The following is a 20434-nucleotide window of genomic DNA, read 5'->3' as shown; positions in this document are numbered from 1 at the left end:
CGAAAGGGCCGTTCCCCACCGGCGGGAGCGGCCCTTTCGGCATCCCTGGCCGCCCCGCTGACCGCCCCACGCCGCCTCCCCGGCGCGCCCGACCACGAAAGGGGGCCGCTCGGCCCCGATCGGCCCGAGCGGCCCCTCATCGTGATCCTTCCGGCCGGACGCACCGCGCGCCGGGCCGTACCGCTAGCCGACCTCGACGCTCTCCAGCAGCCCCAGCGCGTCAGGGACCAGGACGGCCGCCGAATGGTAGGCGGTGACCAGGTAGGAGGCGATCGCCTGGTCGGAGATCCCGGCGAAGCGTACAGAAAGGCCGGGCTCCCGCTCGTCCGGCAGCCCCGTGCGGCGCAACCCGATCACACCCTGGTCGTCCTGCCCCAGGCGCATCGCCATGATCGAGGTCAGGCCCCGGTCCGAGACCGGGATCTTGTCGCACGGCAGCAGCGGCACACCCCGCCACGCGATCACCTTCCCGCCCGGGACGTCGGTCGTCGACGGATACACCCCTCGGGCGTTGCACTGCCTCCCGAACGCGGCGATCGCCCTCGGATGGGCCAGGAAGCAGTGCGTCTTCCTCCGCCTGGCCAGCAGATCGTCCAGGTCGTCCGGCGTCGGAGGACCGTCCCTGGTGTGGACGCGCTGCTTCAGATCGGCGTTGTGCAACAGCCCGAACTCCCTGTTGTTGAGCAGCTCGAACTCCTGTCGCTCCCGCAACGCCTCCACGGTCAGCCGCAGCTGCTGCTCGACCTGATCCATCGGGTCGCTGTACAGGTCGGCCACCCTGGTGTGCACGCGCAGGATCGTCTGGGCCACGCTCAGCTCGTAGACCCTGGGCGCCAGGTCGTAGTCGACGAACGTGCCGGGCAGGCGCGCCTCGCCCACGTGCCCTGCCGCCAGCGCCACCTCCGCCTCGCCGTACCTGTTCTGCGGCCTGACCACGCCCGAAGGCGTCAGATGGGCTCGCAGGGCAGGGGAGCGGCCGAGCAGGCCCCGCAACGCGGGGCCCGGCAACGCCAGCACCGTGCAGGCGGTGATCGCCCGCACCGTGAACGGCCAGCTGGGCGCGCCGCCCGTCAGCAGCGCATCGCCCAGATGGTCACCGTCCGCCAGCCGCCCCAGCTCGGCCGAACCGTCGTAGGCGCCGTGCGCCGACTTGGCCAGCTTGCCGTGAGCGACCAGCAACAGCTCCTCGACAGGAGCGCCCTCCTCGGCGATCACCTGCTCGGGCTCGTACTCCCGCTGCTCGAACAGCCCGGCCAGCTCCGCCAGCGCCTCGGCGTCGGAAAAGCCCCGCAGCGCGGGCAGCTCGCACAGCTCGCCGGGCACCACCCGCACGTCGGCGCCCGTCGAGGTGAAGCTCACCCTGCCGTCGCCGACCTGGTAGGAAAGGCGCCGGTTGAGCCGGTAGGAGCCACCCGTCACCTCCACCCACGGCAGCACCCGCAGCAGATGCCGCGGCGAGATCTCCTGCATGAACGGCACGGACTTGGTGGTGGTCGCCAGGTTCCTGGCCGCCGCCGTGCTCAGACTCAACGCGGTCATGACGCGACCCTCCCCAGCAGCGTCCCGATCCTCGTGCCTGCCGTGCCGAGCCCCGTCGGCCCAGGCACCCACCGGGTGCCCTTCAACGTCGACTCGTCATAGCGCCTGCACTCCCTGTGCCAGCGCAGGATGGCGGCCATCCAGTCGCCCAGCTCGCCCACGTAGTCGGCCACCGACGCCCGCAACGCGGCGTCGGCGTCGATGTCGTCGAGCAGCGCCGGCAGGTCGACCTCGGCCACCTTCTGGAACTGGCGCATCCTCGCCGCCATCAGCGAGCCGACCAGCTCCGCCGCCCTGGGCAGGTCGCAGTCGAAGAACGTCTGCATGACCAGCACCATGTTGTGCAGCTCGCCCTCGAACTCGATCTCCTTCTGGTAGGAGAACAGGTCGTTCATCATGCAGGCGTAGTCGGAGGCCGCGGCGGTCATCGCCGTCATCGGCCGCGACCCCCACACCTCGGCGGGAATCGACCTCCCGGGCGCCAGCCGCGCCAGCGCCATCGTCATGTCGGAGCCGAACGTCCTGCGCCGCATCTCGACGTAGTCGACGGGATCGGGGACCCGGTTCTGGATGTGGTTGGACAGCTCCCACAACCAGCTCTCCGTCATGGCCTCCACCGCCGCCCTGAACGCCGCCCGCCCCTCTGGCGACATCGGCTCGGCCGTACGGGCCCACAGGTCCGCCAGGCCGCGCTCGATCGGGTTGGCCGCCACCGCGGTCACCACCAGATCCAGCGGCATGAACTCCGACAGGCGCCGGTTGAACGCCTTCGCCCCCGTGAAGTCGCGGGAACGGCCGAACACCACCGGCAGGTAGTCGTCGCCGTAGGTGCCCCAGCTCAGCCAGTCGGAGGCCAGGATCAGCCCCTCCAGGCTCGCGTCGGGATCGATCCCCGCCGCGCACAGGGCCAGATCGTAACCGTCGTGACGGGCCCTGTCCCACACCATCGTGTAGAAGCCCATCGCCTCCGCGTAGTCGAGCGTCGCCTCGCGGGCCGCACCCAGATGCGGGTTCTCCCGCGCCTGGAACGGCATGTGGATGTCCGGCAGCGGCAGATGGCCCACCTTCCGGTACGGGACGTGGGCGTGGTTCCTGAGCCCGCCGGGCCCCAGGACGTGCCGGGGCGAGACGTGGAACCCGGTGCGCCCTCCGCCGTTCATGTAGCGGTTGGAGCGCATGTGCCACTCGTGCCCGCCCGACTGCCAGTCCTGAAGGCCCCGCGCGTACAGCAGCACCGCCTCCTGCTCGTGCGGCAGCAGCGCCTGCTCGGCGAACAGGACCGGCAGCTCGGTGAACGTCGTGTGCTCGAACACGTGCAGCCGCGAGGTCAGCAGATCATTGGTGATCTCCGCCGCCTTCTGCGTGTCGCAGCCGAGGAAACGCTCCACGACCAGCACGCAGTTGGACAGCTCGCCCTCCTCCTCCACCTCCCGCTGGTAGGAGAACAGGTCGTTGCGCAGGTGCACCGCGTCGGCGAACGTCTCCGTGAGCACCCTGATCGGACGGCTGCCCGCCACCCGCTCGGGCACCTCCGCGCCCACCGCGTGCTCGACCAGGCACGCCGACCACGGAGCACCGCCCACCTTGCGGCGCTCCTCGATGTACTCGATCGGATTGGACACCTGGCCGTCCTCGATGTGGAACAGCTCCCACATCGACTCCTGCATCAGCTCGTGGTTGGCCCTGGTGAAGCGCTCCCGCCACAGGTCCGACATGCCGGGCACCGTACGGGCCCACAGATCCCGCAGCCCCCTCTCCGCCGGATTCTCCGGTTCGGGCGGATCGTCGGTCATGAACAGATCGAGCCGATCCAGGTACGCCTGGGCACCGGCCACGTCCCGAGTCCGCTTGAAGATCTCGAGGAAGTGGTCGTCGAAGAAGAACACCCACACGTACCAGTCGGTGATCAGATCCAGCTCGACGGCGTCGCACTCCGGATGGGTGTACGCGCACAGCAGGCCGTAGTCCATGCCGTCGAACCGGCGTTCCTCCCAGATCTCCGGATCGTCCAGCATGCCCATCTCCCGCGCCCACTCCTTGGTGTGGACGCGGGCCGACTCGACATGCGGATTCAGCCTGGCTGGGTAGGGACAGTAGAAGTCGGGCAGCTCGAAGGGGCCCATCAGCCGACTTCGACGCTTTCCAGGATGCCCAGCGCGTCGGGCACCAGCACCGCCGCCGAGTAGTACGTCGTCACGAGGTAGGAGATGACCGCCTGGTCGTTGATGCCCATGAACCGCACCGAGAGCCCCGGCTGGTACTCATCCGGCAGGCCCGTCCTGTGCAGGCCGATCACGCCCTGGTTCGCCTCGCCCAGCCGCATCGCCATGATCGAGGTGACGCCCCTGTCGCTGACCGGGATCTTGTTGCACGGCAGCACGGGAATGCCCCGCCAGGCCGGCACGCTCTGCCCGCCGTGGTCGGTGTTCGACGGGTACAGGCCGCGGGCGTTGCACTCCCTGGCGAAGGCCGCGATCGCCCTCGGGTGGGCGAGGAACACCGCGGGGTCCTTCCACACCTTGGACAGCAGCTCGTCCATGTCGTCCGGCGTCGGCGGCCCGCTGCGGGTGTGGACGCGCTGCTTGAGGTCGGCGTTGTGCAGCAGGCCGAACTCCTTGTTGTTGACCAGTTCGTCCTCCTGCCGCTCCCGCAACGCCTCGATCGTCAGCCGCAACTGCTGCTCGGTCTGGTTCATCGGCTCGTTGTAGAGATCGGCCACCCGCGAGTGCACCCGCAGGATCGTCTGCGCGACGCTCAGCTCGTACTGCCTCGGCGCCAGCTCGTAGTCGACGAACGTGCCCGGCAGCCGCGCCTCGCCCACATGCCCCGCCGCCAGCGCGATCGCCGCCTCGCCGAAGGCGTTCTGCGCGTGGCCGTCCCAGTTCGCCGCGTTCTCCAGCCGCGCGTGCAGGGCATCGGAGTTGCCGCGCACCTCGGCCAGCGCCTGCGCCGACAGCGTCAGCACCGTGCACGCCGTCACCGCCGTCGCCGTGAACTCCCACTGGCCGTCCACGCCCACCAGGATCTGCTCGCCCAGGTAGTCGCCGTCGGCCAGTACTCCCAGTACGGTCTCGTTGTCGTAGGCGCCCTGCGCCACCTTGCGCACCTTGCCGTGCGCGATCAGCACCACCGAATCGCGCGGGGTGCCGGACTCCACGATCGTCTCGCCCGGTTGCACCTCCCGCTGGGTGAACCGGCCCGCGAGCGCCGCGAGCGCCTCCTGGTCGTCGAAGCCGCGCAGTGCCGGCAGCTCGGCCAGCTCTCCGGGGATGACGCGGACCTCCGCTCCGGTCGAGGTGAACGTGACGCGCCCGTCGCCCACCGCGTACGTCAGCCGCCTGTTGACCCGGTAGACACCGCCGATCGCCTGCACCCACGGCAGCACCCGCAGCAGGTGCCGCGAGGTGATCTCCTGCATCTGGGGAACGGACTTGGTCGTCGTCGCCAGATTGCGTGCCGCCGCTGTACTGAGGCTGAGCTGGTCGTCGGTCATTCCCTCACCTTGTTCGCTCGGAGATGTGCGCCACGTAAAGTTATCCACTGATCACGCAAAGTAAAACCTCTGTAGCGGCAAAGTCTCAGGGGCCACATGGAACCCAACTGTCACAACCCGCCGTCAAAGGGGCGTGCGCAGACGACGGATCACCGCCAGGCCCGCCCAGGCGAGCGGGAGGCTCGCGGAACTCGACCTTCTCCGCTTCATCGCGGCCATGGCCGTCCTCGCCTTCCACTTCTTCGTCGCCTTCGCCTCCGTCTGGGGTCAGCGGCCCTCGGCGCTCTTCCCGTGGCTCGCCCCCGTCGCAGGACTGGGCATCCTCGGCGTCGAACTGTTCTTCGTCATCAGCGGGTTCGTCATCCTCATGACCGTGTGGGGCAGAGGGCTCGGCGCGTTCGCCTGGTCCAGGTTCGTCCGCCTGTACCCGGCCTACTGGCTGAGCCTGGCCGCCGTCGTGATCGTGTACGGCGTGCTCGCCGCCAAGCCGCTCGACCCCAAGTTGTCGGTGGCCGGCTACCTGGCCAACGCCACGATGCTGCAGCGCCTGTTCGACGTCACCGAGATCATGAATGTCCACGACGCGATGGGGGTGTACTGGTCGCTCTGGGCCGAGCTGCGCTTCTACCTGCTCATCTCCATCGTGGTGATCATCGGCGTCACCTACCGGCGCGTCCTGGTCTTCATGGGCGTCTGGCTCGCGGCCGCCTTGGCCGTCGTGGCCCCCGGCTGGTTCGGCTACGAGGTGGCCCTGCTCCGCCACGAGATCGTCACCGAGATCGTCATGCCCGCCTACGCCGGCTATTTCATCGCCGGCATGGCCCTCTATCTCATCCACCGGCACGGCTCGGCGTGGCTGCCGTGGCTGCTGTTCGCCCTCTCGTGGGTCCTGGCCGTCGACTCGGCGATCGACCGTGTGGCCAGGCGCATCAAGGCGGCCGGCTTCGCGGCCATGCCCGTCACGGAGACCGGCGTCGTCTTCACCATCACCCTCATCTTCGCCGTCATGGCCATGGTCGCCCTCGGCTACTTGCGCATGCCGTCCTCGCCCGTCCTCACCGCGCTCGGCGGCACCACCTACCCGCTGTACCTCTTCCACAGCATCGTGGCCGTCGCCCTCATCCCGCCCCTGGTCGGCGCCATGCCCGCCTGGGCCGTCGGCGTGATCGCCACGCTCGTCACCCTGCTCTTGTCGTATCTTGTCTATTCCTGTGCCGAACGGCCCATCCAGCGGCTTCTACGGCCCCGTCGCACCCCGCAAAGCACGCCAATGCCCGCCGTACGGGTGGAAAAGGCGTCGGTGCCATAACTCTGTGACCCTCAGGGACTGTGAAGGGCATAGGCTCGGGCATATAAACGGCGGATAGACAGACCGGACTCTGTAGGCCGGACTACGAGAGGTGCGCATGACGGTGCGTCGGGTGATGGGCATCGAGACCGAGTACGGGATCTCCGTACCCGGCCAGCCAGGCGCCAACGCGATGGTGACCTCCTCCCAGGTCGTGAACGCCTACCTGGCCGCCTCGGCCGCCAGGGCGCGCCGGGCGCGCTGGGACTTCGAGGAGGAGAACCCCCTGCGCGACGCCAGAGGCTTCGACCTCGCCCGCGAGGTCGCCGACCCCAGCCAGCTGACCGACGAGGACCTCGGCCTGGCCAACGTCATCCTCACCAACGGCGCCCGCCTCTACGTCGACCATGCCCACCCCGAGTACTCCACGCCCGAGGTCACCAATCCGCGCGCCGCCGTCATCTGGGACAAGGCGGGCGAGCGGGTCATGTACGACGCCGCCGTGCGCGCCTCCGCCGTCCCCACGAACGCGCCCATCCAGCTCTACAAGAACAACACCGACGCCAAGGGCGCCTCCTACGGCTGCCACGAGAACTACCTCATGCGGCGCGCCACGCCCTTCGCCGACATCGTCCGGCACCTGACGCCGTTCTTCGTCTCGCGGCAGGTCGTCGTCGGCGCGGGCAAGGTCGGCATCGGGCAGGACTCGCGCGGCGAGGGTTTCCAGATCAGCCAGCGCGCCGACTTCTTCGAGGTCGAGGTCGGGCTGGAGACGACGCTCAAGCGGCCCATCATCAACACCCGCGACGAGCCCCACGCCGACCCGGAGAAGTACCGCAGGCTCCACGTCATCATCGGCGACGCCAACATGTCGGAAATATCGACATACCTGAAGCTGGGGACGACGGCCCTCGTGCTCGCGATGATCGAGGACAACTTCCTCACCCGCGACCTCGCCGTCGAGAACCCCGTCCAGGCCCTGCGCGCGGTCTCGCACGACCCCACCTGCCGCTACGAGATCCCCATGCGCGACGGGCGCAGGCTCACCGCCATCCAGCTGCAGATGGAATACCTCGAGCAGGCCCGCAAGTACGTCGAGGAACGCGGCACCGCCACCGAGGAAATGAACAAGGACGTCCTCGACCGCTGGGAATCCGTCCTCACCCGCCTCGCCGAGGACCCCATGCAGCTGTCGCGCGAACTCGACTGGGTCGCCAAGCTCGAGCTCCTCGAGGGCTACCGCACTCGCGACGGCCTCGCCTGGTCGCACCCCAGGCTCCAGCTCGTCGACCTCCAGTACTCCGACATCAGGCCCGACCGAGGGCTCTACAACCGGCTCGTCGCCCGCGGGCGCATGCAGCGCCTGGTCAGCGAGGAGCAGGTCCAGCGCGCCGTCGAGAACCCGCCCACCGACACCCGTGCCTACTTCCGCGGCCGCTGCCTGCGCCAATACAGCGAATCGGTCGCCGCGGCCTCGTGGGACTCCGTCATCTTCGACATCCCCGGCCGCGAATCGCTCCAGCGCGTGCCCACCCTGGAGCCCCTACGCGGCACCAAGGCCCACGTCGGCGAGCTCTTCGACCGCTGTCGTACCGCGGCCGACCTCGTCGCCGCCCTCACCGGCGGCGAGTAGCCGGGGCTCCTGGAATCGGCCTGACACGATCGCCTTCCGCGGCGACGGGCGCCTTCCCCGGTGACGGTGGCCCGCCTCTTTCCGCGCCTGCGGCGACGGTCGCCTTCGCTGGTGACGGTGGCCCGCCTCATTCCGCGCCTGCGGCGACGGTCGCCTTCGCTGGTGCCGGGTGTCCTGCCGTGCCCGTGTCGGCGGTGAAGCGCTCTTGCGCGCCCGTGCGGCTACAGCAGGGAGATGCCCAGGATCAGCGTGCCCGCGGCCAGCGACAGGCCGCCGGCGAACGTGAGCCAGATCAGCCGGCTCGGCTTCGTGTCGCTCGGCCGGATCACCGACAGGAAGAACCCCAGCGGCATCAGGATCGGCGCGGCCACGATCAGCGCGCGCACGAGCGAGCGCATGCCGTCCGACAGGCCGGACTGGTCGATGTACAGCAGCGCCACCAGGCTGAACAGCACCAGCACACCCGCGTGGGCATGACCCGCGCGCCAGAGACCTCGGCGGACCGGATTGTCGTTGTATCCGGGGACGTTCCGCATGAGGAAGGTCAAGAGGGTGACGCCGCCGTAGGCCACGAACGGGACGGTGATGAGGAGCACGCCGGCGGTGCTGAGCGTCGCGGGGGACATCTCGGACCTCCTGAAGAGATGGGCCTCCAGTATTGGATAGGAGTGCTATCCAGTCAACCCCATGAAGATCGCCGGGCTGGGCGCGCGAATTGTCGCCCGGTTCGGGGAAGATATCCAGAAGAGGCAGTCCCCCAAGCGGAGGAAGATCATGGCGAACAGGGACACCGGCGGTCAGAAGCAGACCGGCCGTCGCGAGAACGAGGTCGAGGAGACCGAGGCCTCGGCGGCCAGTGATGTGCAGGAGCGCCAGGAGAAGCTGACCGACGACGTCGACGCGATTCTGGACGAGATCGACGAGGTTCTCGAAGAGAACGCAGAGGAATTCGTGCGCTCATACGTCCAGAAGGGCGGCCAGTAACAAGGCACAACCCGAAGAGGTGCGAAGCGGGCGGGAAGCGCCCGAGGGGGCCGCGGGGCGTCCGGACCGCGGGGAGATCACGGTGCTCTCCGGGTTCGGCAGGCGCACGGCTGACCGGCGTGCGCGGTACCGCGAAGCCTGTTTCCGGGTGAAGTCCACCCGGTGTGTCACACGCGGGCCATGCGTGGGATCAAGATCAAGAATCGCGGTGGAGAGCGGGAACACCCGCTGGAGCACCGCCACGGCATCACCGAGGACGACGACGAGCGGATGCTCGCCCGGCAGGGCGGGCTCTCCGCTGCCCACCGGAGGATGCCCGGCACGCGCATCCGGGTGCCGGGTGCCGACGCCGACACATCGCCCATGGGCCGGGCCGGGACGCGGCTCTGGCTGGACGACGTGATCCCACCGGGGCGCCCCCCGCGGCATGACGCGCTGCCGTCGGTTACCGTCGCTCGCCGGTCTGGGTGTATTCGACGGAGACGCCGAGCAGGCGGACGGGGCGGTCCTGCCGGAAGCGGTCGAAGATCGTGAGCGCGGCCTGTTCGATCGTCGCGGCGTCGAGGGTGGGGGCGGGGAGTTTGGCCTGCCGGGTGTGGGTGGTGAAGGGGGCGTGGCGGACCTTCACGGTGACCCGGGTGACGGGGCGCCCCTCGGTCTCCTCGGCCAGCCGCCGGGCCAGCGCGGTGATGTGCTCGCGCATGGCGGCGGGGTCGGTGAGATCGCGGGTGAAGGTGGTCTCGTGGCTGTGGCCGCGGGGGACCCACGGGGTGGTGGTGACGGTGGTCTCGCCCTTGCCGAGGGCGAGGTAGCGCAGCCATGGGCCGTTGGTGGGCCCGAAACGGCCGGCGAGCTCGGCGGGGTCGGCGGCGGCGAGCTGGGTGACGGTATGGAGGCCGAGGTCGGCGAGTTTCTTGCCGGTTCTGGGCCCGACGCCCCACAGGGCGGTGGTGGGGCGCTCGCCCATGGTGGCCTGCCAGGTCTCGGTGGTGAGGCGTGAGACGCCCGCGGGCTTGTTGAACTGGGCGGCGAGCTTCGCCTGGTGCTTGTTGTCGCCGATGCCGATGGAGCAGGTGAGTCCCGTCGCCGCGGTGACGGCGTGCTGGATGTCGCGGGCGAGGGCTTCGGGGTCGTCGGTGGTGGCGCCGAGGAAGGCCTCGTCGAGTCCCCAGACTTCGACGATGACGGGGAAGGAACGCAGGACGTCCATGACGGCGGCGCCGGCGGCCTCGTAGGCAGGCAGGTCGGTGGGGAGGTAGACGGCGTCGGGCAGGCGTTTGTGGGCGGTGCGCATGGGGGTTCCGGAGTGGACGCCGTACTGCCGGGCCTCGTAGGAGGCGGTGGCGACGACGGTGCGGGGGGTGGTGGGGTCGCCGTTGCCGCCGACGATGACGGGGCGTCCCCGGAGTTCGGGGTTGCGGAGGATCTCGACGGCGGCCATGAAGGCGTCGAGGTCCACGTGGAGTACCCAGTCCCGCATGGGTCCAGTATGGCCGCCCGGGGCGGGCGCGGCCCGGCCGAGCGCAGGGTTCCCCTGACGGTGCGGGCAGGTCAGCCGGCGATGTCGGCGGCGCCGCCGACGAGCCGTTCGAGGGTGTTCCGGTAGGTGGCGGCGGCTCGCTCCGGGCTCCTGCCGCTGACGGCGGCCGCGGTGGCTTCCTGAAGGGCGGCTGAGACCTGGGGGTGACGGCCAGGGACGGCCGGTAGGCGGTGAGGGGGAGCACCTCGTCGGCGATGTGCTTCAGCTGGGGACGGAGCGCCAGAAGGAGTCGCTTTCGGCGAGGATGCCGATCCTGCCGTCGGCGAACGCGGCGAAGGACCGGCCGCGACCGTCGGGCTCCTGCTGGAGCCGGGGGTCGCCGAGCCCTGTGGTGTAGATCTGCCGGTAGAAGGCGAGGACCTCCTTCATGGCGGTGGAGGCGCCGGTCCATTTCCCGCGCGCGTAGATCTCGGAGCCCGTACCCGCGAGGAGGGGCAGGACGCCGTTCATGGTGGTGGCCTCGCCCATGGCGGTGCCCGCGTCGATCTGGACGGGGGTGACGCCCGGGAGCTTCTTCAGCGCGGCACCCGCGTCGAGGATGTCCTGCCAGCTTCCCGGCTGCCAGTCCAGGGGGAGTCCCGCCTGCCGGAAGAGGTTCCTGTTGTAGTAGAGGACGCGGGCGTCGGCGCCGAGGGGCAGGCCGTACCTCCTGCCGTCGAACTGGCCGAGCCCCTGGACGGCCTGCGGGATGTGCGACCAGCCCTCCCACCAGTCGGCGGCGGGTCCCGCGACGTCGGTGAGGGGCCTGAGACGGCCGGACCGGGCCAGCTCGCCGATCCAGAGGCCGTCGAGGGTGATGACGTCGGCGCCCCTCCTCGACTGGAGGTCGCGGGCGATCTTCGTCCTGTACTGCTCGGCGTCGCCGCCGGGCAGGAGGACGACCTTGACGCCTGCCCGTTGGAAGGCGGGTGCGACCCAGGTGGTGATCCAGCCGTCCGCAGGCTCGCCGCCTGCGGCGACGGTGAGGGTGACGGGCGTCTGCCGGGCCGCTCCGCCGATGCCGCAGGAGGAGACGGCCAGGAGCGTCGCCGCCGCGATGAGGGCGGGCGGACGGGGGAGCCGCATGCCCGCCTCCCGGAGAGGTCGTTACGACGTATCGACCATCGCATGGGGCTGCCTGGCCGTAAATGGTTCGCGCTGAGCTGATCGTGGGAAGTGCATGCAACAGCACAACATGAGTAGGGTCGGGCCTAAGGACACTGAGGTTTTTGGAGGGAGTCGCGTGGCACCGAACAGGGATCTGTCCGCCGGCTTGATGAGCCAGCTCTTCGTGAACAACGGAAATTCCTCGTTCTCTGAGTTCGTCGGCAGTCATGCTCCTGACCTGCTGCCGACGCGCGCGCAGACGCTGGCCACGCCGATCGGCGACCAGGTGCCGCACGCGACCACGATCGTCGCCGCCACCTGTGCCGGTGGGGTGGTGATGGCCGGTGACCGCAGGGCGACCTCGGGGAACATGATCTCCCAGCGTGACGTGGAGAAGGTGTTCAGGGCCGACGACTACTCCTGCATGGGGATCGCGGGCACGGCCAGCACGGGTATCGAGATGGCCAGGCTCTACCGGGTGGAGCTTGAGCACTACGAGAAGATGGAGGGCCGCACGCTGTCGGTGGCCGGCAAGGCCAACAGGCTGGCGACGATGATCCGCGGCAACCTGGCGATGGCGATGCAGGGCCTGGTGGTGGTGCCGTTGTTCGCCGCCTACGACCCTGACAGGGACGCCGGGCGGATCTTCAGCTACGACGTGGCGGGCGGCCCCTACGAGCGGGACAGGTTCGACGCGATCGGCTCCGGCTCGATCTTCGCGCGGGGCTCGTTGAAGAAGCTCTACAGGGAGAACGCGCCGGCCGGGGACATCGTGACGGCGGTGATCCAGGCGCTCTACGACGCCGCGGACGACGACTCGGCGACCGGTGGCCCCGATGTTACCAGGAAGATCTGGCCCATCGTCGCGGTCATCGACGGCGACGGCTTCCGCCGCCTGAGCGACGAGGAGGTCGCCGCGGTGGTCGAGCGGATGCTCGAGGAACGCATGATCTCCCCTGACGGCCCCATCGCCCCGCTGTCCTAGAAAGGACCTCCCGACGTGTCCATGCCTTTTGGATATGCTTCGCCCGAGCAGATCATGCGCGACAAGGCCGACTACGCGCGCAAGGGCATCGCGCGTGGCCGCAGCGTGGTCGTGCTGCAGTACGCCGACGGCATCCTGTTCGTCGCGCCGAACCCGTCGCGCGCGCTGCACAAGGTGAGCGAGATCTACGACAAGATCGGGTTCGCCGCGGTCGGCCGCTACAACGAGTTCGAGGAGTTGCGGCTGGGCGGCATCCGCTATGCCGACATCAACGGCTACACCTACGACCGATCGGACGTGACGGGCCGCGGGCTGGCCAACCTGTACGCGTCGAACCTGGGCCGGATCTTCACCGAGTCGATCAAGTCGCTCGAGGTGGAGGTCGTGGTGGCCGAGGTGGGCGACACGCCCGACGGTGACGCGATCTACCGGTTGACGTTCGACGGCTCGGTGTTCGACGAGCACGGGTTCGCCGCGATGGGCGGGCAGGCCGAGGCGGTGGCGGCGAGGCTGAAGGAGCGCTACCAGGAGGGGATGGCCCTGGGCGACGCGCTGGAGGTGGCGCTGGTGGCGCTGACCGAGCCGGGCGGGGAGCGCCCGCCGGCGGGTCAGCTGGAAGTGGCGGTGCTCGACCGCAACCGGGAGCACCGCAAGTTCCTGCGCCTGACGGGGCCCCGCCTGGAGCGGCTGCTGCGCGCCGCGCCCGCGGCCCCGCAGCAGGACGACACGCCGACGGCCCCCGAGCCCGACGCGGGCGACGGCACCGAGTAGCCCGCCGCGCCCCTCGCGAAGGGGCCCGTACGGCAAGCCGCGAGACGGCCACCGGGGTCACCCGGTGGCCGTCCGTCGTTCACACGTGCTCCAGCGGGACTTCGGCCCGGCGCCGTCACGTCACCGTGCTTGCTCCAGTGGGACGTCGGTGCCCGGCGCCATCACGTCGCCGTGCGTGCTCCAGCGGGACTTCGGCCCAACGTCGTCACGTCGACCGTGCGACCGGCGCGGCCCGATCGGGCGCGTTCCACGCCAAACCCACAAGGGGACAAATGTGAGCGGGATCACACGATCTTCGTAGAACCGTGGCTCCAGGTTTGGGATCAAAACCCGTGTGAAGACGAGAAACCTCGCGGCCGGTGTGGCCGCGGTCGCCTGTTCGCTGGTCATGGTGGGCGGAGCCGCGCACGCGGCGACCGGGGCCGCCCCCAAGTTCAAGGCGCCGGAGATCTTCGGCAAGACGTTCCAGGCCGACCCGGGCCACGACTTCACCAAGGGCATCCACTCCAGGCGTGACGGCATCCTTCGCGGCTGGATCACCGATGTCCAGAGTGACGGCACCGCCGAGTACGAGCCGATCAAGTGGCGGCCCGGCAAGGAGACCGAGGGGTACTTCGTCGGTCCGCCGGAGGGCGACGTGATGGCCTACGCCTCGCCGATCGCCAAGAAGGCGGTCTATCTGAGCGCCTTCGGGTGCAGCACCCGCACCGCGTTCATGACGGTCGATCGCAGGACGGGGCTGGGCAACAAGAGCTGCTCGCGCTCGGTGCTGGTGAAGCGGGCGGCGAAGACCAGGGTGCCTTCGCTCATCACGGTCTACAAGGGGCAGATCGTGAAGGTGCAGGAGATCTACACGCCGTGAGCGTGGCGGGACCGTCCGCGGGGGCGGCGGCCCCCCACGCCCGCCTTCGCGGTGGTGCCCGGCGTCCGCCGGGCGGCCGGTTGTCCCTGTGTTCCACGCGCTGCTCTCACGGAGGCGAGCAGCGCCAGCCCGTCGCGGGCGCGGCGCGTCCTGTGGTGGGGCGCCCGGCGGTCGGCGCGGGACCGCCGGGCGCCGTCCCGCCCGGGGCGCGCCACCGGGAGGACATGAAGTTGAAAGAAAATCGAAACACGCCAAGATCTCTCCCGCTGGCGATTTCGGGGAACTAGTGTGAGGTGATGGATCGTCGCATCTTCGGGCTGGAGAACGAGTACGGCGTGACCTGCACGTTCAGGGGGCAGCGCAGGCTGTCGCCGGACGAGGTCGCCCGCTACCTGTTCCGCCGGGTCGTGTCCTGGGGCCGATCGAGCAATGTCTTCCTCCGCAACGGCGCGCGTCTGTACCTCGACGTGGGCAGCCACCCCGAGTACGCAACACCAGAGTGTGACAACGTCATCGAGCTCGTGACCCACGACAAGGCGGGCGAACGGATCCTCGAGGGCCTGCTCGTCGACGCGGAGAAGCGTCTACGCGAAGAGGGCATCGCCGGTGACATCTACCTGTTCAAGAACAACACCGACTCGGCAGGCAACTCCTACGGCTGCCACGAGAACTATCTGGTCGGCAGGCACGGCGAGTTCGGCCGCCTGGCCGACGTGCTGATCCCCTTCCTGGTCACCCGGCAGATCATCTGCGGCGCAGGCAAGGTGCTGCAGACGCCGCGCGGTGCCGTCTACTGCGTCTCGCAGCGGGCCGAGCACATCTGGGAGGGCGTCTCCAGCGCCACGACCAGGTCCAGGCCGATCATCAACACGCGCGACGAGCCTCATGCCGACGCCGAGCGTTTCCGCCGGTTGCACGTCATCGTCGGCGACTCCAACATGAGCGAGTCGACGATGCTGCTGAAGGTGGGCGCGACCGACCTGGTGCTGCGGATGATCGAGGCGGGCACGGTCATGCGCGACCTGTCGCTGGAGAACCCGATCAGGGCCATCCGCGAGGTCTCCCACGACATGACGGGACGCCGCAGGGTCCGCCTGGCCAACGGCAGGGAGGCCTCCAGCCTGGAGATCCAGCAGGAGTACCTCACCAAGGCCAAGGACTTCGTCGACAGGCGCGGCGGCGACCCCGTCGCCCGCAGGGTGCTGGAGCTGTGGGAGCGCACGCTGCACGCGGTCGAGACCGGCAACCTCGATCTCGTCTCCCGCGAGATCGACTGGGTGACCAAGTACCAGCTCATCGAGCGCTACCGCAAGAAGTACGACCTGCCGCTGTCGAGCCCGCGCGTGGCCCAGCTCGACCTGGCCTACCACGACGTGCACCGTCGGCGCGGCCTGTACTACCTGCTGCAGAAGCGCGGCGCGGTCGAGCGCGTGGCCTCCGATCTGAAGATCTTCGAGGCCAAGTCGGTGCCGCCGCAGACCACCAGGGCGCGGCTGCGAGGGGAGTTCATCCGCAAGGCGCAGGAGAAGCGGCGCGACTTCACCGTCGACTGGGTGCACCTCAAGCTGAACGATCAGGCGCAGCGCACCGTGCTGTGCAAGGACCCGTTCCGCAGCGTCGACGAGAGGGTGGACAAGTTGATCGCCGGAATGTAGAGGGCTTTTGCGGTTTACTTATCGGGCTCGTACACGCTCTTCGGATAGTGTGGCGCGGACCTGTCCGACTCTCTTGGGGAACTCCATGCGCCGCCGCCTGGCCGTACTAGCAGCAGCACCTTTGATCTTCGCCGCAGCCTGCGGCACGCAGACGGGCGGCGGCGAAGCCGCCTCGAGCCCGAAGGTCACCGGAAACGTGGGCGCCAAGCCCTCGGTGACCTTCCCCCAGGGCAACCCGGCCAGCAAGTCGTCGATGGAGGTGCTCAGCCCGGGTTCGGGCGCGAGCGTGGCCAAGGGCGACACCGTGTTCGTGAACCTGTCCGTCTGGAGCTGGGACGGCAAGCAGAACACGCTCGAGGGCTCGACCTACGACACCAAGAAGACCGAGCCGATCACCGTCAACGACCAGATGCCGAAGGTCATGATCGACGGCTTCGGCAAGACCAAGCTCGGCGGCCGTTTCATGACGGTCGTGGCCAACGACAGCTACACCTCGCAGGAGCTGGCCCAGGCCAAGCAGAACGGCATGGACACCTCCAAGCCGCGGGTGTTCGTCTTCGACCTGATCTCCACGCTGCCGAAGGCGGCCACCGGCAAGGCGACCGACCCGGGCGTCAAGGGCGTGACGGTGACCAGCCCCGGCGGTGACGCGGCCCCGACGCTGACCACGAAGTCCTCCGCCAAGCCGCCGGCCAAGCTGATCAACGAGACGGTCATCGAGGGCACCGGGCCCGAGGTGAAGAAGAACCAGTCGGTCGTCGTCCACTACACGGGCAAGCTGTGGGGGACCGACAAGCAGTTCGACTCCAGCTGGGGCAAGGACCCGTTCACCCTGCAAGGTGTCGGCACCGGCCAGGTCATCAAGGGCTGGGACCAGGCGCTGGAGGGCGCGAAGGTCGGCAGCCGCCTGCTGCTGGTGATCCCGCCGAACCTCGGCTACGGCGACACCCCCTCGGGCGCGATCCCCGCCAAGAGCACGCTGGTGTTCGTGGTCGACGTTCTGGGCGCTTACTGACGGAAAATCTGATAGACCAGTGGCCTGCCCCCAGGCCGCTGGTTGATCAGGAGGACGTCCGTGCGCCTGCTCCTGCTGCTGGTTCCGCTGGCGCTGCTGACCGCGTGCACGGGCGCGCCGGCCGCTGACGATCTCGACCTGAAGGTGGGCGGGCGGTTCGGCCACAAGCCGAGCATCGTCTTCCCCGCGGGCAAGCCGTCGGCGGATCTGCAGATCGACGAGCTCACCGCAGGCAAGGGCGCCAGGCTGGCCAAGGACGACGTGGCGATCGTGCAGTACACCGCGCACGTGTGGGACGGCAGGGAGAACCGGCTGGTCGACTCCAGCTTCAACCGCGGCACCCCTGCCGCCTTCCCCGTCGGGCAGCTGCTGCCCGGCCTGGACAAGGCGTTGCAGGGCCGTGCGGTCGGCAGCAGGGTGATCGCCTCGATCCCGCCCGCCGAGGGCTTCGGCGCGAACCCGCCGCAGGGCATCAGCCCTGACGACGACCTGTTCTATGTGATCGACATCCTCGGCTCGCACGCCAGGAACGCGCACGCCTCCGGCTCCGGCAGCCTGGCCGGCGTCAGGGTGAGCGGCCCGGAGCGGCCGAGGCTGTCGATCCCGTCGGGTCCCGCGCCTGATGCGTTCGCGGCCAAGGTGCTCAAGCGTGGCGACGGGCCGCGGACCGAGGCGGGGCAGCTGCTGGTCACCCAGCACGAGGGCGCGGTGTGGGGCAGCCGCAAGATCTTCGACTCCACGTGGAAGTCAGGCCAGCCCAAGGCGTTCACGATCGGTGAGGGCAGCGTCATCAAGGCCTGGGACAGGGCGCTGGTGGGCGTGCCGACCGGCAGCAGGGTCCTGATGATCGTCCCGCCGTCCGCGGGGTACGGCGCGACGGGCCACCCGCAGTTCGGCATCACCGGCGCGGACACGCTGGTGTTCGTTGTGGACGTCCTGGCCGCCTACTAGGCCGGGGTTGTGCGCCCCGCCGCGGCGGGATTCGATGTGACGATGATCCGCGTACTCGTGTCGCTGGCGATCGCCACAGCCCTGCCTCTGGGCCTCGCTCCCGCTGCACCCGCGGCGGCGGCCCCGCGCGACTTCTGCTCAGGGGTGCCCGCTTCGCGCTGCCTCTACGGCGGCGATGTCGGACAGGCGTGGGCGATGGCCTACGCCACCTCCGCGTCGTCGGCCGAGAAGCTGGCCGCCAGGCTCCTGTCGAACGCGAAGGCGGTGCGCAAGGCGGCGGGCGCGCCGCAGGACATGGACATCTGGGTGGTCAAGGGCAAGGACTGCTACCGCACGTACCTGGGCCGCAAGCCCAGCCGCGGGTGCACCTACCAGCACGTGGCCCGGCACTTCGGCTCGTAGACTCGCCGCTGTGAGCGACCTCGAGGCCCTGTCCCAGTTGAGCGATCCCGTCCGCCGCAGCCTGTACGCCTACGTCGCGGGCCATGGCGGCGACGTGGGGCGCGGCGAGGCCGCCGAGGCGGCGGGGGTGTCGAGGACGCTGGCCGCCCACCATCTCGACAGGCTGGTGGAGGCCGGCCTGCTGGAGGCGGGCTTCAGGCCGCAGGAGCGCAAGGGGCCCGGCAGCGGCCGGCCCGCCAAGGTCTACCGGCGGGCGGCGGCCGAGCTGTCGGTGAGCCTGCCGCCGCGTGACTACGGCGCGCTCGCCTCGGTGCTGGCCGACGTCGTCGAGCTGCTCGGCGGCGAGGAGCAGGCCGAGCGGGCGGCGCGGGCGGCGGGCCTGCGCATCGCGGCGGACGGCGGCGACCCGGTCGAGACGCTGCGGGCGCGCGGCTACGAGCCGTACGTCGAGGAGGGCGTCGTCAGGCAGCGCAACTGCCCCTTTCACGCCCTGGCCCAGGACTACCCGCTGCTGGTCTGCTCGATGAACCTGGCCCTGTGCCAGGGCCTGCTGGAGGGGCTGGGTGAGGATCCCGGCAGGGCGGCGCTCGATCCGCGACCGGGTGAATGCTGCGTCACCCTTTCTAAAACTAACGAAGATTGACATAGTGGTGCCCATGCATCTCGCCCAGTTGAACGTCGCACACCTGCGCGCCCCCCTCGACACGCCCGAACTCGCCGACTTCGTCGCCAACCTCGAACCCGTCAACGTGCTCTCCGACGCGGCGCCCGGCTTCGTGTGGCGGTTGAAGGAGAGCGAGCAGGACCCGACCCTGACCGTCCAGCACGACTACGGCGACCACCTGGTCATCAACTTCTCGGTGTGGGAGTCGCGCGAGACCCTGTGGAACTTCGTCTACAAGAGCCGCCACCTGGCGGTGCTGAAGCGCCGCAGGGAGTGGTTCCTGCAGATGGCCGAGCCGTACACGGTGATGTGGTGGGTCCCCGCGGGCACCATCCCGACCCTCGCGGAGGGGATGGACAGGCTCGAGCGCCTCAGGGCCGAGGGGCCGGGCCCCGAGGCGTTCACGTTCAAGGACTTCTACGAGGCCACCACGATGCCCAGGCACATCTCGTCCTGGGTGCCCTCGCCCCAGACGACGTAGCGCGGCGGCAGGTCGCGCAGCAGCGGCAACCGGGCGCGCAGCGAGGCGTCATGGGTGCACGTGGTGCGGATCGTGTCGCCTGGCTTGACGGCGACCGGCTTGGCCAGCGGCTGGAGCGCCTGGTTGTCGAAGTTGTACTGCGGGACGTCGAGGAGGGTCTGGGCGCCGGGCTTGCCCGGGTTCAGCTCCACCTTGATGGCACGGCCGAGCAGGTGCATGTGCCCGGCCAGCGCGTGCAGGGTGGCGGGCTTCTCGATCGGCATGTCGCAGTGCTGGGTCGGGCCGGGGACGGGCTTGCCGCCCGAGCACCACGTGACCAGCTGGGTGGTGAGCTCCTTGGCGTCGCTGCTGAAGCGGCGGCCCACGTCGGCGATGGCCGCCTCGCGCTCGCACAGCGCGCCCTTCTCCTCGGCCGTGCAGGGCAGCTCGATCGGCGCCATGAACAGCTCGGTGCGCAGTGGTGTCAGCTTGCCCGTGGTCAGGCGCAGCCTGACGCTGGACTGGTCGCTGCCCGCGGGCCGGTCGCCGATGGCCAGCGTGCTGTAGTGGACCTGCATGACCAGCGCGCTGCCCGCCGCCATCGGGTAGCCGAGCTTCGGATCGAGCAGGATCTCGCTGGTGCCCGGCGCCCAGTGGCCGATCCAGTCGGCATCGCCCACGCCCGCGTCGCCGAAGCAGCCCCAGCCCTCGCCCGGCTCCTTGGCGTCGTAGGCGCGCACCTCCGCCACCTTGTCGGCGTCGACCCTGAACAGGATGGCGTGGTGGACCACGTCACCGTTCTGCGCGGTGAACTGGGTGCCGGTCAGGAAGGTGTCGGGCGCCGTCAGCTTCGGGTCGATGAGGAAGCAGCGGTACTCGTCGGTGCCGCCGTTGGGTGGCTTGGGCGTGTACGGCCCGGGCATCGTCAGCGTGACGAACCGCTCACCCGCACGCGCGGGTGCGCTGACGGGCGCGGCCGTGGCGGTGCCGTGCAGGCTCCCGTGCTGCCCGGCGTGCGGCCTGTTCGCGACCCCGCTCGCACCGCAGGCCGTCGCGACGAGCGCCAAGATCGTGAGGAGCACGATGCGTGTTCGCTTCATCGCTTC

At 69.7% G+C, this 20434-nt stretch carries 19 protein-coding genes; 12 read left to right on the top strand and 7 right to left on the bottom strand.

All coding sequences use genetic code 11. The features are described 5' to 3' along the window. Window positions 1–183: 183 nt before the first annotated feature. Genes ACFSKW_RS02960 through ACFSKW_RS02950 form a run of 3 tightly spaced genes read right to left on the bottom strand, consistent with a single transcriptional unit; the run spans window position 184 to window position 5032 of the window. Window positions 184–1539 carry a family 2B encapsulin nanocompartment shell protein gene (locus ACFSKW_RS02960; RefSeq protein ID WP_379568800.1) on the bottom strand — a complete coding sequence of 452 codons (1356 nt, stop codon included), beginning with the start codon at window positions 1537–1539 and terminating at the stop codon, window positions 184–186. Next, on the bottom strand, window positions 1536–3662 hold the full coding sequence (locus ACFSKW_RS02955; protein WP_379568798.1) for a terpene synthase family protein: 2127 nt from the start codon (window positions 3660–3662) through the stop codon (window positions 1536–1538). The genes ACFSKW_RS02960 and ACFSKW_RS02955 overlap by 4 nt, the downstream gene beginning before the upstream one ends. Beyond that, window positions 3662–5032, bottom strand: coding sequence for a family 2B encapsulin nanocompartment shell protein (locus ACFSKW_RS02950; protein WP_379568796.1), 1371 nt, complete (start codon window positions 5030–5032; stop codon window positions 3662–3664). The genes ACFSKW_RS02955 and ACFSKW_RS02950 overlap by 1 nt, the downstream gene beginning before the upstream one ends. 133 nt (window positions 5033–5165) lie before the next feature. On the opposite strand from ACFSKW_RS02950, the gene ACFSKW_RS02945 reads away from it, so the two are divergent. Further along, on the top strand, window positions 5166–6341 hold the full coding sequence (locus ACFSKW_RS02945; protein WP_379568794.1) for an acyltransferase family protein: 1176 nt from the start codon (window positions 5166–5168) through the stop codon (window positions 6339–6341). A 97-nt stretch (window positions 6342–6438) separates the two neighbouring features. Next, entirely contained in the window at window positions 6439–7953 is a 1515-nt protein-coding gene (gene dop, locus ACFSKW_RS02940) for a depupylase/deamidase Dop (RefSeq protein ID WP_379568792.1), read from the top strand. Between the two features lie 221 nt (window positions 7954–8174). Here dop and ACFSKW_RS02935 read toward each other — a convergent pair whose 3' ends face one another. Continuing rightward, a complete protein-coding gene (locus ACFSKW_RS02935; protein ID WP_379568790.1) occupies window positions 8175–8579 on the bottom strand; it encodes a hypothetical protein in 405 nt (134 codons plus the stop codon). 148 nt (window positions 8580–8727) lie between these two features. On the opposite strand from ACFSKW_RS02935, the gene ACFSKW_RS02930 reads away from it, so the two are divergent. Continuing rightward, window positions 8728–8937, top strand: coding sequence for a ubiquitin-like protein Pup (locus ACFSKW_RS02930; RefSeq protein WP_379569187.1), 210 nt, complete (start codon window positions 8728–8730; stop codon window positions 8935–8937). Between the two features lie 445 nt (window positions 8938–9382). On the opposite strand, the gene ACFSKW_RS02925 is transcribed toward ACFSKW_RS02930, so the two are convergent. Both ACFSKW_RS02925 and ACFSKW_RS02920 read right to left on the bottom strand, forming a co-directional pair. Continuing rightward, window positions 9383–10417, bottom strand: a complete 1035-nt coding sequence (locus ACFSKW_RS02925; RefSeq protein ID WP_379568788.1) for a DNA polymerase IV — start codon at window positions 10415–10417, stop codon at window positions 9383–9385. A gap of 261 nt (window positions 10418–10678) precedes the next feature. Then, a complete protein-coding gene (locus tag ACFSKW_RS02920) occupies window positions 10679–11542 on the bottom strand; it encodes an ABC transporter substrate-binding protein (RefSeq protein WP_379568787.1) in 864 nt (287 codons plus the stop codon). A gap of 190 nt (window positions 11543–11732) precedes the next feature. On the opposite strand from ACFSKW_RS02920, the gene prcB reads away from it, so the two are divergent. The 9 genes from prcB to ACFSKW_RS02875 all read left to right on the top strand — a co-directional run bounded on the left by prcB (window position 11733) and on the right by ACFSKW_RS02875 (window position 19349). Continuing rightward, entirely contained in the window at window positions 11733–12548 is an 816-nt protein-coding gene (prcB, locus tag ACFSKW_RS02915; RefSeq protein ID WP_379569185.1) for a proteasome subunit beta, read from the top strand. A gap of 21 nt (window positions 12549–12569) precedes the next feature. Further along, complete coding sequence (prcA, locus tag ACFSKW_RS02910) at window positions 12570–13319, top strand: proteasome subunit alpha (RefSeq protein ID WP_379569183.1); 750 nt, start codon at window positions 12570–12572, stop codon at window positions 13317–13319. A gap of 334 nt (window positions 13320–13653) precedes the next feature. Then, window positions 13654–14181 carry a hypothetical protein gene (locus ACFSKW_RS02905; RefSeq protein WP_379568785.1) on the top strand — a complete coding sequence of 176 codons (528 nt, stop codon included), beginning with the start codon at window positions 13654–13656 and terminating at the stop codon, window positions 14179–14181. 296 nt (window positions 14182–14477) lie between these two features. Further along, window positions 14478–15836: a Pup--protein ligase gene (gene pafA, locus ACFSKW_RS02900; protein WP_379568783.1), complete on the top strand. Its 1359-nt coding sequence runs from the start codon at window positions 14478–14480 to the stop codon at window positions 15834–15836. 121 nt (window positions 15837–15957) lie between these two features. Next, complete coding sequence (locus tag ACFSKW_RS02895; protein WP_379568781.1) at window positions 15958–16851, top strand: FKBP-type peptidyl-prolyl cis-trans isomerase; 894 nt, start codon at window positions 15958–15960, stop codon at window positions 16849–16851. Window positions 16852–16911: 60 nt separating this feature from the next. Further along, entirely contained in the window at window positions 16912–17802 is an 891-nt protein-coding gene (locus tag ACFSKW_RS02890) for an FKBP-type peptidyl-prolyl cis-trans isomerase (protein ID WP_379568779.1), read from the top strand. Between the two features lie 42 nt (window positions 17803–17844). Continuing rightward, window positions 17845–18204, top strand: coding sequence for a hypothetical protein (locus ACFSKW_RS02885; RefSeq protein ID WP_379568777.1), 360 nt, complete (start codon window positions 17845–17847; stop codon window positions 18202–18204). Window positions 18205–18214: 10 nt separating this feature from the next. Then, a complete protein-coding gene (locus ACFSKW_RS02880) occupies window positions 18215–18847 on the top strand; it encodes a helix-turn-helix transcriptional regulator (RefSeq protein WP_379568775.1) in 633 nt (210 codons plus the stop codon). Between the two features lie 13 nt (window positions 18848–18860). Next, window positions 18861–19349 carry a DUF3291 domain-containing protein gene (locus tag ACFSKW_RS02875; RefSeq protein ID WP_379568773.1) on the top strand — a complete coding sequence of 163 codons (489 nt, stop codon included), beginning with the start codon at window positions 18861–18863 and terminating at the stop codon, window positions 19347–19349. Here the strand turns inward: ACFSKW_RS02875 and ACFSKW_RS02870 are convergent. After that, window positions 19286–20428 (bottom strand): monooxygenase, encoded by a 1143-nt coding sequence (locus ACFSKW_RS02870; protein ID WP_379568771.1) that lies wholly within the window; start codon window positions 20426–20428, stop codon window positions 19286–19288. The two genes, ACFSKW_RS02875 and ACFSKW_RS02870, sit on opposite strands and share 64 nt — an antisense overlap. Between the last annotated feature and the right edge of the window lie 6 nt (window positions 20429–20434).

This window comes from Nonomuraea mangrovi, assembly GCF_042681425.1.
In the GTDB taxonomy this organism is placed as follows: Bacteria; Actinomycetota; Actinomycetes; order Streptosporangiales; family Streptosporangiaceae; genus Nonomuraea; species Nonomuraea mangrovi.
This window is presented reverse-complemented; position numbering and strand designations above follow the sequence as displayed.

Excerpts from the sequence above, each read along its gene's own strand:
- dop (WP_379568792.1), top strand. The coding sequence starts at position 6,439 with ATGACGGTGCGTCGGGTGATGGGCATCGAGACCGAGTACGGGATCTCC.
- ACFSKW_RS02950 (WP_379568796.1), bottom strand. The coding sequence starts at position 5,032 with ATGACCGACGACCAGCTCAGCCTCAGTACAGCGGCGGCACGCAATCTG.
- ACFSKW_RS02935 (WP_379568790.1), bottom strand. The coding sequence starts at position 8,579 with ATGTCCCCCGCGACGCTCAGCACCGCCGGCGTGCTCCTCATCACCGTC.
- ACFSKW_RS02875 (WP_379568773.1), top strand. The coding sequence starts at position 18,861 with ATGCATCTCGCCCAGTTGAACGTCGCACACCTGCGCGCCCCCCTCGAC.
- pafA (WP_379568783.1), top strand. The coding sequence starts at position 14,478 with ATGGATCGTCGCATCTTCGGGCTGGAGAACGAGTACGGCGTGACCTGC.
- prcB (WP_379569185.1), top strand. The coding sequence starts at position 11,733 with ATGAGCCAGCTCTTCGTGAACAACGGAAATTCCTCGTTCTCTGAGTTC.
- ACFSKW_RS02920 (WP_379568787.1), bottom strand. The coding sequence starts at position 11,542 with ATGCGGCTCCCCCGTCCGCCCGCCCTCATCGCGGCGGCGACGCTCCTG.
- ACFSKW_RS02960 (WP_379568800.1), bottom strand. The coding sequence starts at position 1,539 with ATGACCGCGTTGAGTCTGAGCACGGCGGCGGCCAGGAACCTGGCGACC.
- ACFSKW_RS02870 (WP_379568771.1), bottom strand. The coding sequence starts at position 20,428 with ATGAAGCGAACACGCATCGTGCTCCTCACGATCTTGGCGCTCGTCGCG.
- ACFSKW_RS02885 (WP_379568777.1), top strand. The coding sequence starts at position 17,845 with ATGATCCGCGTACTCGTGTCGCTGGCGATCGCCACAGCCCTGCCTCTG.
- ACFSKW_RS02925 (WP_379568788.1), bottom strand. The coding sequence starts at position 10,417 with ATGCGGGACTGGGTACTCCACGTGGACCTCGACGCCTTCATGGCCGCC.
- ACFSKW_RS02930 (WP_379569187.1), top strand. The coding sequence starts at position 8,728 with ATGGCGAACAGGGACACCGGCGGTCAGAAGCAGACCGGCCGTCGCGAG.
- prcA (WP_379569183.1), top strand. The coding sequence starts at position 12,570 with ATGCCTTTTGGATATGCTTCGCCCGAGCAGATCATGCGCGACAAGGCC.
- ACFSKW_RS02955 (WP_379568798.1), bottom strand. The coding sequence starts at position 3,662 with ATGGGCCCCTTCGAGCTGCCCGACTTCTACTGTCCCTACCCAGCCAGG.